Raw genomic sequence first — 10,484 nt, forward strand, 5'->3', positions numbered from 1 at the left:
GGGCCTCAGTTCTTTCAAATAACTTGTAAATATCGGCGATCGTTACAGCGTCTGACATAGGAAGATTCTTCAAGCTTGAGAAGTCTAGTCCCATTCTAGCGACTTGGCCCAGAAAAAATGTCCCTAGCTTCTCATCCGTGTTTTTTCAATCAATTATTGACTATCAACTAATCAGCGATCGCAGTTTAAGGGGAAGGGGTCAAAGGTCAAAAGGCGATCGCGGTCAATGGATAATAGGCAATTGACAATGGATAATTATCAACTATTCATTATCAACTATCAATTAAAAATGCGATCGCAGTTTGAATTTTGGGGGAAAGGGATTAAGGGCGATCGCGGTTTTAGCTCCTGGGATTGAGTCGAACACTTATACCATCAAGGTATTGGGTTAGCAATCAAGCTATAATTAGCCAATGAACAAAAAACAGCGAAAAACCTATGACGCTATTTTTGCCGATCCCATCCGCCGTAACATCGTTTGGGATGATATCCTTAACTTAATTCAGTCGTTAGGAGGTAATATTACTCAAGGCGATGGCTCAAGAGTGCGATTTGACCTTAACAAAATTTCCCTTAACATTCATTCCCCTCACCCCCAAAAAGAACTCAAAAGATACCAAATTAAAGCTCTTCGTGAATTTTTAATTAAAGCAGGAGTAAATTAATGCAATACAAAGGCTATGAAGCTGTGATTGAATACGATGAAAACGATCGCTTATTTTTTGGTCGTGTCATCAACATAGAAGATATTATCGTTTTTGATGGTCTTTCCGTTGATGAACTAGAACAAGCTTTTAAAACCGTCATTGAACAATACTTAACGGATTGTCAAACCCTGAATAAAAACCCTAATCAACCGACTTATTCCTTATCTTCCCATGAGCGGTGAATAGATAGCTTTATGAGAAAATAGAAAGGTAGAAGGTAGGTTGGGTTGACGACTGTTACCCAACACCCCATCCGATAACCGGGCAAAATCATTGATAATTATTTGATAATAGGACATTAGTTGGGTTTCTACACTCGTCTTTAATGATGGTGGGTTATATAATTTAAAATTCTGAGGTAAATCATGCAACTAAAACTAACAAAAATATTCCAGAAAGTTCCCGAAGGCTATATTGGTTTTGTCGAAGAATTGCCAGGAGCTAATACTCAAGGAGAGACTCTAGAAGAAACTAGAAGCAATTTAGAGGAAGCAATTGAGCTAGTCTTAGAAGCTAATCGTATATTAGCTGAAGAGCAACTGCAAGGACAAGAAGTGATTCGAGAGTCTGTTACTTTCTTGGCCGCATGAAACGCAGAAACTTAAGCGGGTTTAGTATAAAATGTTGCTTGGTAAAAATGCTATAATCCAAGTCTAACAAGGATTTGAGTCAAAGTATTCGAGTCGCACAGATTGTTATGGATTATATTACCTCCGGTTGGTCTGTGGAAGAAATATGCCGACAGCACCCTTAATTTAAAGTCAACCGAAGCTCATGCGGCCATGGGCTACTATTTTAATCATCAGGAAGAAATTGACTGGGAAATCACCCAAGAATGGGATCAGATACAGGTTAGCATGACGCGAATAGCTAAATCACCTTTTTCCACCGGGGTGAAAGAAGTGACTTTTTCCCCGCCCTTCCCCCGAATGTACCCCGTAACTGATATAAGTAGAGATGTAGGTCTATAACCAAAATTGCCGCATCAGTTCGGTTAGGTGACTGTTTTTCGCTTGTCTAGGAGGGTAGATATGCTCAACGAATTAATTTATGAAGGATTAGGTTTAAGTGCTGTTTTCGGAGGACTATTCCTCTGGTCGCGCTCTAGTCTCGTCAGCAAAAATACCTCCCTTTTAGCCGCACAAGCGCAATTACAGCAAAGTAGCTCAGATTTGTTGGCTCAAGTCAAGGGTTTAGAAGTGGTGCAATCAGATTTAAAAGACGAAAATCAGCAGCTGCACGCCAAAATAATTTACATAGAACAACATTCCGCCCAATTACAGCACAAAGCTACGGATTTAGAAAATTCTCTCCAGTCCCTCCAGCAAGCTGTCCACATAGGTGAGAGTGAAATCGAACACCTGAAAACCACCGCTAAGGAAATAGAAGCGGAGAAAGCTGGTCTGATGGAGCAATTAGAGGGAGAAAAAGCCCAAATTACTAGCCTAGAGGCACAGATTCAAACTTTAGAGCAGCAAAAAGGTGAAATTAACCGTCAATTTGATTTGACCAAAAAACAGACCACCTCTCTCTATAGTCAAATTCAGACCCTAGAACAGGATAAAACTCTCTTACAGCAAGAGCTAGAAAAAGCCGAGGAATTAAGGGCGAAAGTGGCCGATTTAGAGCATAAAAACCAAGAATTAAGCGATTTAGCCGCCCAAATTCCCAGCTGGCAAGGTCAAATTCAAACCTTGGAACAGAATCTGGCTCACCAAACAGAACAGTATGAGCGAGGACAGCAGGAAATAGCCAGCTTACAGGGTCAAATTACCGGGTTAGAGCAGCAAAAAAAGTCTCTCAGCGAAGATTTAGCCGCAAGTCAAACTCGATCGCTCTCTTTAGTCCAAGAATGCGACAATTTAACTATAAAACTCCAAGAAACCGTCGCTCAAGTGGCGGCCATAACCGACGAAAAGGACAGTCTCGGCGCTCATCTCGAAGCAGCTAAACTGGAGTTACAAGCTTTAGAAGTCCAGAAAGGCGAATTATCGGCAGAATTAACCACTGCTTCCGAAAAAAATGCTAATTTAGAAGGGCAATTACAGGAATTAACCCAGTTACCGCAACAATTAGCTGATTCTCAGGCAAAAATTGCTAATTTAGAAGGGCAATTACAGGAATTAACCCAGTTACCGCAACAATTGGCCGATTCTCAGGCAAAAAATGCTAATTTAGAAGGGCAATTACAGGAATTAACCCAGTTACCGCAACAATTGGCCGATTCTCAGGCAAAAATTGCTGATTTAGAAGGGCAATTACAGGAATTAACCCAGTTACCGCAACAGCTAGAAACCTATCGGGAAAACATTTCTAATTTAGAGATTCAACTACACCAGTTAAGTGCCGAAAAAGACCAATTAGAAACCACAACTTCCCGTCATATCGAGGAATTAAGCCAACAAAATCGTCAACTAACTCAAGATTTAGAAGTCAAAAAAACGGAAGCTAAAGCTTTAGAAAAGGAAAAAATTAAGTTTGAGGGTGAGTTAGCAACTAAGCAAAAAGAAATCGCCGCTTTAGAGGTTCAAATTCAAAACCTACAACAAGAAAGAGACGATTTCTCTCCACAAACTGCCCCTATTACCACTAATGAACCAGAAGCAATTATTAGTGAAACTCCGGTAGTAGAAGAACCAGAAACTCCCCCGGCGATTGCCGAGGAAACTCCGGTAGTAGCAGCAGAAAAAATCACGGTTGCCGATACGAGTTTAGAAGTGCAACCCGCAGCGGAGATAGTCCAAACGAGTCAAGAATCCGCAGAAAATCCCCTAAGGGGAAAAAGCGTAGTTATACTAGGAACCTTCAGCAAAATCAGTCGCGAGGAAGCGAAATCATTGATTATTAATGTCGGTGGTACTGTTACCAGTTCCCCCAGTGCGAACACTGATTATATTCTCCTCGGTAAAGCCCCCGGTGAGAAACTCAAAAAGGCTCAAAAATTAGGCATAAAAACCCTTTCAGAAGCCCAATTTCTGCAAATGGTAGAATTACTTTAGCCGTCGGTTGTCAGGAGATAGGGTGATAGGGTTTTGGGGTGATAGGGTGATGAAACAGCTTCCCCACTTCCCCACTTCCCCACTTCCACACTTCCCCACTTCCCCACTTCCCCACTTCCCCACTTCCCCACTTCCCCATTTCCCCACTTCCCCTTCCCTTTATTGCCAAAATCATGAGTCAAAAAATTGCCTTTTTAGGATTAGGAGTGATGGGAGCGCCGATGACGGCTAATCTTGTCCGTCAAGGTTTTGCTGTCAATGCTTGGAATCGTACCCCAGAGGCGCCGGGGATAACCATTGCCGGGGCAGCTGGTGCGAACATTTGTTCTAGTATCGCCGCCGCCGTCAGGGATGCCGAGATTGTCTTTACCTGCGTCGGGGATGTGCCTGACGTGGAAGCGGTAATTTTAGGACCGGGGGGTGTCATGGAATCGGCAGCGGTGGGAACTCTGGTGGTGGATATGAGTACCATTGGCTCTCAAGCCGCTAGGATGATTGGTAAAAAGCTAGAGGAAAATAATCTCCGTTTTCTCGATGCTCCCGTCTCTGGGGGCGATATTGGGGCGAAAAACGGCACTTTAACTATTATGGTGGGAGGGAAAGAAGCGGATTTTCAGACTTGTCTGCCCTGTTTTCAAGCCATGGGCAAAACTATTCGCTGGTGTGGCGAAATCGGCAACGGACAAGCGGTGAAACTCTGTAATCAAGTCTTGGGGGCGGTTCACATGGTGGCGCTATGTGAGGCTCTAAAAATGGCAAAAATTCAAGGATTAGACCCCAATTTAGTCATAGAAGTCTGTAAAACGGGGGCGGCGGGTTCTTGGGCTTTAGAAAATTTGGGACCAAAAATCCTCGCCCAAGATTTACAGCCGGCTTTTATGATTGAACATATCTTAAAAGATTTGCGATTAGTCAAAGAAACTGCCCAGACAGCCGGGGAAATTCTGCCCGGGACAGATTTAGCGGAAACCCTATTTAAAGCAGTAGCGGAATTGGACGAAGGCAAGGGAATTAAACAGGGAACCCAAGCGATGATTCGCGCCTACGATTAGGCCTTTTGTTGACGATAAATATCATCGGTACGGGCAGCCATGATAAAGTCATTTTGATGTAATCCGCCCACGTCATGGGTCCACCAAGAAACGGTAACTTTACCCCATTCTGTCAATAAAGCGGGGTGATGGCCTTCTTTTTCCGCTGCTTCTCCCACGGCATTAGTAAAGGCGATTGCTCCTTGAAAATTGGCAAATTTATAGAGTTTTTGCAGACGGGGAATACCCTCGTATTCTAAGAGATTCCAATCGGGAATTTTAGCCTTTAAAGCGGTAATTTCGTCGGCAGTGATAGGAGAAGAACCCGATTGACAAGGTTGACATTTTTGTTGGGCAAGTTCGGTCATAGGGGTATCAATCCAGATTTTTTACCTTTATTATAGAGGAAAATCCCCCAGAGAAATTTTCTATTCTTCCTCTGACTCTGGAGAACTTACCCAAGGAGTAGAAGATTCGGCAGCTTTCGGGAAAGAAAAAGATTTTTTCGGAGCAGAAGGCAATAATTCCAATTGTCGATTACCGGTTTTATAGCTAGTTTGATTTTTATGCTCTCCCCGTCGTCGTTGGGAGGTTTTTTCCTCCGTGGTATTTTCGGCTATCACTTCATACAAAATCGCCCGTTTATCCTCTTGTTGGCCTTTTCTTAACACCCGTCCTAAACGCTGAATATATTCCCGGGTGGAACCGGTTCCCGATAAAATAATCGCGATGCCCGCTTCCGGCACATCAACCCCTTCATTGAGAACATGGGAAGTCACCAGAATTTTGTATTCTCCCTGACGAAAACGGGTCAGGATTTCATGGCGTTCTTTCACGGGAGTTTGATGGGTTATGGCAGGTATTAAAAAGCTCTCGGAAATGCGGTAAACTGTGGCATTATCGTTGGTAAAAATTAAAATTCGTTCCGGATGGTGTTCACAGATTAACTCGGCTAAAACCCGCAATTTTCCCTGGGTTCCGGAGGATATTTCCTTCGACTCCCGGTGGGCCAACATGGCCCGACGCCCTTCGCTACTTCTGGCACTAATCATGACAAAATTTTGCCAACCATCTAAACCAGACAAACTGAGATTATTTTTTCTTAGAAAATCATTGCGAATTTTAATTGCTTCTTGATATTTTTCCTGTTCTTTGGCAGATAGTTTCACTTTAATTTGAATTATTTCATGATCGGCTAGGGCTTTTCCTGACAAGTCTTGGGGACTTTTTTGATAAACAATTGCACCGATAAGATAATCTAAATCTTGATGACTACCATCACCGCGATCCGGTGTTGCTGTTAAGCCTAAACGATAGGGTGCGATCGAATCTTCCGCTATTTTACGAAAGAAATCCGATGGTAAATGATGACATTCATCAAAAATCAAAAAAGCGTAACGATTGCCAAGAGTTTCTGAATAAATTGCCGCACTTTGATAGGTGGCGATTAAAATAGCACTATTATCCTTAGAACCTCCCCCTAATAATCCCACCTCGGCATCCGGAAAAGCCGCCAACATCTGAGCATACCACTGGTGCATTAAATCAATAGTTGGCACGATAATTAAGGTACTGCGGGGAGTCGATTGTAGAGCTAATTGAGCAAGATAGGTTTTGCCGGCAGCGGTGGGAAGGACAATGACACCCCTTCTCTGGGATTTTTTCCAAGCGATTAACGCTTCCGTTTGGTGGGGGTAGGGTTCCCGTTCAAAACTGGCAATTAATTCTAAATTGTTGAAAGCTTTTGCTTCATCTTGGAAGTTAATGCCCTCCTCCTGTAGGGTTTCCACGAGAGGACGATAATGAAGTGCCAAAATGCGAAATCTTTCAATACGATCATCCCAAGTGGCAAAATCTAGCCATTTTTTCCCTTTTGGTGGTGGATGGAGAATTAAGGTTCCTCGCTCATATTTGAGGGTGGGTAAGCGCATTTTTCAGTTATCAGTTATCAGTAAACAGTTATCAGTAAACAGAACGTAGGTTGGGTTGAAGCATGAAACCCAACGCCCGCTCATGTTACGCTACCGCTAACCCATCCTACAAATAATTGTGCCTCCCTACTTATCAGTAAACAGTAAACAGTAAACAGTATAAGTGAACTGAAAACTTACATCTGATAACTGATAACTGATAACTGATAACTGATTCAAGGCTGACGGCGGCAAGATAGCTTATTGCTAGATCATATGGATCAGGCTAAAAAAATAGAGTGTGAATTAACACACTCTCAGCATATCGAAACAGCCAAAGTTTTGCAATAGATTAAATCTTTTCGGTTAGCTTAGTCAGAACGCGATTGGAACGTTCCACAAAAGCTTGCATTCCCTCGGCATCAAATCCTTTTTGAGCGATTAAAGCTAAATCATAAACGTGCTGACAGAGCATTTTCGCTAATTGCGCCGATGGAGATTCGCCGCTACCGGTAACAATACTTCCCTGACTAATCTGGATAATCTGTTGAATTAGGGGATGATTAGTATTAATCATCAGAATATGTTCTTCGGGGAAAGCCATGGCTTTTTGTTGCATCATTGCCGTCATTTCCTGTAAGCGTCGCATCGCTTCTGGAAGTAAGACAATTGCCGGGGGAGTAGCTTGGGGATCATCGGATTTCAAGGCTTCAGTTTTGATATTGATGCGAGAATTTTCGAGGGCTTTGGCGAAAATTTCTTTGATCAATTCAGACCGGGTTTTATTACTACTGGGATCGATAATTTCACTAGCTTGATCCTGTTCGAGCAGCGTCGAGTCTAATTCAGAATCAACCCGGGTGAATTTTACATCGGAGTATTCTCTTTCTAGGAAAGGAATAAAGTAATTAGTATCGATGAAAGAATCAAAGAAAAGGATTTCTAAACCTTGATTTTTGTAGAGTTCAACGTAGGTGGATTGGCTACGAGGATCGGTACAGTAAAAAACTCGATTTTCGTGGCGTTCTTTATGGCGTTCTAGGTAGGCTTTGAGAGTAGTATAACCTTCCTGTTCGATCGCTTCTAGGGGAGTTTTCGCCGTTGCTTCTTGCCCTGCGTCACCTTCGGCGGTTTGCACTGCCACTTGTACCGGGGTTTCTAGGGGTTTGTAGGTAGTCCGATAGATTAAAATATCTTCTACCTGCTGTTTAAATTTATCCTCTTTTAGGGAACCAAATTTAATAAAAGTTCCCACATCTCCCCAACAACGAATATATTCTTTTGCGTCTTCGTTATAGAGAGATTTGAGGCGATCAGCAATTTTTTTGGCAATAAAATCGGCAATGCGGCGAACGGTGCGATCTTTGGTTAAAGCACTTCTAGACACATTTAAAGGAATATCTGGACTATCGATAACTCCTCGCAAGGGCATCAGGAAATCGGGAATAATTTCCTCGCAATGATCGCTGACAAAAACCTGATTACAGAATAACTTTAATTGTCCTTTTGAGACATCCACATCCGGTCTGAGTTTGGGAAAATAAAGAATGCCATTGAGCAAGAAAGGATAATCGGTATTCAGATGTACCCAGAGTAAAGGTTCTTCTTGGAAAGGATAGAGATAACGATAGAATTCTAGGTAGTCTTCTTTAGTCAGATTTTGAGAAGATTCTTTCCATAAAGCCCGTTGTTGATTAATCACTTCCCCATCAATTTTAATGGGAACGGGCATAAAATCTGAGTAGGTTTTGACTAACTGGCGAATGCGGGCAGGTTCTAAATATTCCCCTTCCTCATCCATTAAAGTTAGGGTGATAGTCGTGCCGATTTGGCTGCGGGAAGAATCGGTTAATTCAAACTCTGGAGAACCATCACAAGACCAATGGACAGGGGTAGCACCTTCTTGATAGGAAAGAGTATCAATCTCTACCTTTTTAGCCACCATAAAAGCCGAATAGAAACCTAGTCCAAAATGACCGATTAAATCCTTGGCTGATTTTTGGTATTTATTGATAAATTCTTCCGCACTGGAAAAGGCAACCTGGTTAATATATTTCTTGATTTCTTCCCCCGTCATCCCGATGCCATTATCGGTAATTGATAGGGTACGATTTTCTTTATCGATGGCGAGATTAATTTCTGGTTCGGGGACTTCTCCTCTTGCTTCTCCTGCTAAAGAAGCCATTTTTAATTTCGAGATGGCATCAACACTATTAGATATCAATTCCCGCAGAAAAATTTCATGGTCAGTGTAGAGAGATTTTTTGATAATAGGGAAGATATTCTCGGTATGAATCGTGATATTACCTTTTTCGAGTACCGTCATACGTTCAATCACTAAGGGTTTGACTATTCTAACTTTTTTATTTTGCTCGATAATGGCACCATTGATCACAGAGCGATTGCCCAACTTCTTCTAGGGGGATAACCGTACCGATAAACGCATTTGACGGCAGCGGGGCGATTTCTAGAACTCGCTCGCAAAAATCAGGGTTAATTGCCAGATTATCGGGGTTATTGATGACTTTGTGACTTTTGCAAGCGGTTGGTTGAGATTTGCTGATTGAGGGGGAATTGCAGTAGCTCTACTTTTCACTTTGCAGATATCCCTCAATCAAAATATCGGGATTGAGGTAATTAACCGTGACATTTTCTAACTGTAAAGCTTGACTCATTAACTGGAAACCTAAATCACCCACGGCAGTAGGTGCCTGGATTCCCCCGATGATTTTGGGCGCAATAAAAGCGATAATTTTTTGTACCATGCCCTCAGCGATCGCTGCTGCGCTTAAACCGCCGCCGCACTCCCACAAAACCTGACAAAATCCCCTCTGATAAAGATTTTCCATCACTAAAGTGGGTGTCACCTCGGTTAGTTCGATCACTTCCACGCCTTTTGTTAATAATTGTTGCTTAAGCTTGACATTAGAATCAATTTGTGTATAGACAAGCGTGGGAAATTGACTGGTATCCCAAAGATGGGCGGAGGAGGGTAAATCGAGCGATCGAGTCATGACCACGCGCAGGGGATTATGATCGGAGAGGCCGTGAGTGGTTAGGTGGGGATTATCTTGACGGACAGTGCTACCGCCGACGATAATCGCATCACAGGCTGATCGCAGTTGATGGACTATTTGGCGAGAAGCGGGGCTAGTAATCCAAGTGCTATGACCGCTAGTAGCGGCAATTTTGCCATCGAGAGTCATGGCATATTTGAGAATACCGAAGGGTTTTTTAGCGGTGATGCGATGGATAAAACCCTGATTGAGTTGACGACATTCGGACTCCTCCACTCCCACCAGCGTCTCGATACCTGCCGATGCTAATCTTTGAATGCCTTTCCCCGCCACCAAGGGATTAGGATCGATCATCCCCACCACCACTTTTTTAATGCCTGCTCGCATAATTGCCTCGCTACAGGGGGGAGTACGTCCATAGTGGTTACAGGGTTCGAGATTGACGTATAAAGTGGCACCACGAGCTTTTTCTGCTGCCTGTCTCAGGGCGAAAACTTCTGCATGGGGTTGTCCGGCCCCTGGGTGAAAACCTTCGCCGATAATTATACCCTCTCGAACGATCACAGCACCCACCAAAGGATTAGGAGAAGTCCGCCCCAAGGCTTGCCTAGCAAGGGTTAGACATCTTTGCATCATTGTGCGATCGAATTCCGTTGCCCGATTCATGGTTTATTTCTCCAATTGACATCCTCGCCGCCCTAAAAGTGCGGCGATTCCTAAACCTCACGATTTAAGTTTCTGCTTCAACCACCGTTGCATACCACGGTTAAAAAACCATGTACTGTCTTACACAAAGTCCACAGACTTTCGCTCCATTTCA

General features: G+C 43.1%; 10 protein-coding genes. 6 read left to right on the plus strand and 4 right to left on the minus strand.

Annotated elements, in window-relative coordinates; translation table 11 throughout:
• Window positions 1–226 precede the first annotated feature (226 nt).
• From IM477_RS16490 to IM477_RS16515, 6 genes are all read left to right on the plus strand, one after another.
• Window positions 227–358, plus strand: coding sequence for a hypothetical protein (locus IM477_RS16490; protein WP_287732650.1), 132 nt, complete (start codon window positions 227–229; stop codon window positions 356–358).
• Between the two features lie 55 nt (window positions 359–413).
• Window positions 414–665, plus strand: a complete 252-nt coding sequence (locus tag IM477_RS16495; protein ID WP_002762191.1) for a type II toxin-antitoxin system HicA family toxin — start codon at window positions 414–416, stop codon at window positions 663–665.
• Window positions 665–889 (plus strand): hypothetical protein, encoded by a 225-nt coding sequence (locus tag IM477_RS16500; protein WP_002762190.1) that lies wholly within the window; start codon window positions 665–667, stop codon window positions 887–889. Before IM477_RS16495 ends, IM477_RS16500 begins: the two co-directional genes overlap by 1 nt.
• Before the next feature lie 183 nt (window positions 890–1,072).
• The gene (locus IM477_RS16505; RefSeq protein WP_287732651.1) at window positions 1,073–1,297 is read left to right on the plus strand and encodes a type II toxin-antitoxin system HicB family antitoxin; all 225 of its coding nucleotides are present in this window, start codon (window positions 1,073–1,075) and stop codon (window positions 1,295–1,297) included.
• A gap of 441 nt (window positions 1,298–1,738) precedes the next feature.
• Window positions 1,739–3,706 carry a BRCT domain-containing protein gene (locus IM477_RS16510; RefSeq protein ID WP_287732652.1) on the plus strand — a complete coding sequence of 656 codons (1,968 nt, stop codon included), beginning with the start codon at window positions 1,739–1,741 and terminating at the stop codon, window positions 3,704–3,706.
• A 173-nt stretch (window positions 3,707–3,879) separates the two neighbouring features.
• Window positions 3,880–4,758, plus strand: coding sequence for an NAD(P)-dependent oxidoreductase (locus IM477_RS16515; RefSeq protein ID WP_287732653.1), 879 nt, complete (start codon window positions 3,880–3,882; stop codon window positions 4,756–4,758).
• Here IM477_RS16515 and IM477_RS16520 read toward each other — a convergent pair.
• The 4 genes from IM477_RS16520 to ribD all read right to left on the minus strand — a co-directional run bounded on the left by IM477_RS16520 (window position 4,755) and on the right by ribD (window position 10,330).
• The gene (locus tag IM477_RS16520) at window positions 4,755–5,105 is read right to left on the minus strand and encodes a 4a-hydroxytetrahydrobiopterin dehydratase (RefSeq protein ID WP_287732654.1); all 351 of its coding nucleotides are present in this window, start codon (window positions 5,103–5,105) and stop codon (window positions 4,755–4,757) included. The two genes, IM477_RS16515 and IM477_RS16520, sit on opposite strands and share 4 nt — an antisense overlap.
• Window positions 5,106–5,165: 60 nt before the next feature.
• Window positions 5,166–6,668: a DEAD/DEAH box helicase gene (locus IM477_RS16525; RefSeq protein WP_287732655.1), complete on the minus strand. Its 1,503-nt coding sequence runs from the start codon at window positions 6,666–6,668 to the stop codon at window positions 5,166–5,168.
• Window positions 6,669–6,999: 331 nt separating this feature from the next.
• The gene (gene htpG / locus IM477_RS16530) at window positions 7,000–8,973 is read right to left on the minus strand and encodes a molecular chaperone HtpG (protein WP_287732657.1); all 1,974 of its coding nucleotides are present in this window, start codon (window positions 8,971–8,973) and stop codon (window positions 7,000–7,002) included.
• A gap of 259 nt (window positions 8,974–9,232) precedes the next feature.
• Window positions 9,233–10,330 (minus strand): bifunctional diaminohydroxyphosphoribosylaminopyrimidine deaminase/5-amino-6-(5-phosphoribosylamino)uracil reductase RibD, encoded by a 1,098-nt coding sequence (gene ribD / locus IM477_RS16535; protein WP_287732656.1) that lies wholly within the window; start codon window positions 10,328–10,330, stop codon window positions 9,233–9,235.
• Window positions 10,331–10,484: the final 154 nt, after the last annotated feature.

The sequence above is a fragment of the Microcystis sp. M090S1 genome (genome assembly GCF_020246295.1).
Taxonomy (GTDB): domain Bacteria; phylum Cyanobacteriota; class Cyanobacteriia; order Cyanobacteriales; family Microcystaceae; genus Microcystis; species Microcystis aeruginosa.

Excerpts from the sequence above, each read along its gene's own strand:
- IM477_RS16490 (WP_287732650.1), top strand. The coding sequence starts at position 227 with ATGGATAATAGGCAATTGACAATGGATAATTATCAACTATTCATTATC.
- IM477_RS16495 (WP_002762191.1), top strand. The coding sequence starts at position 414 with ATGAACAAAAAACAGCGAAAAACCTATGACGCTATTTTTGCCGATCCC.
- IM477_RS16500 (WP_002762190.1), top strand. The coding sequence starts at position 665 with ATGCAATACAAAGGCTATGAAGCTGTGATTGAATACGATGAAAACGAT.
- IM477_RS16505 (WP_287732651.1), top strand. The coding sequence starts at position 1,073 with ATGCAACTAAAACTAACAAAAATATTCCAGAAAGTTCCCGAAGGCTAT.
- IM477_RS16510 (WP_287732652.1), top strand. The coding sequence starts at position 1,739 with ATGCTCAACGAATTAATTTATGAAGGATTAGGTTTAAGTGCTGTTTTC.
- IM477_RS16515 (WP_287732653.1), top strand. The coding sequence starts at position 3,880 with ATGAGTCAAAAAATTGCCTTTTTAGGATTAGGAGTGATGGGAGCGCCG.
- IM477_RS16520 (WP_287732654.1), bottom strand. The coding sequence starts at position 5,105 with ATGACCGAACTTGCCCAACAAAAATGTCAACCTTGTCAATCGGGTTCT.
- IM477_RS16525 (WP_287732655.1), bottom strand. The coding sequence starts at position 6,668 with ATGCGCTTACCCACCCTCAAATATGAGCGAGGAACCTTAATTCTCCAT.
- htpG (WP_287732657.1), bottom strand. The coding sequence starts at position 8,973 with ATGACGGTACTCGAAAAAGGTAATATCACGATTCATACCGAGAATATC.
- ribD (WP_287732656.1), bottom strand. The coding sequence starts at position 10,330 with ATGAATCGGGCAACGGAATTCGATCGCACAATGATGCAAAGATGTCTA.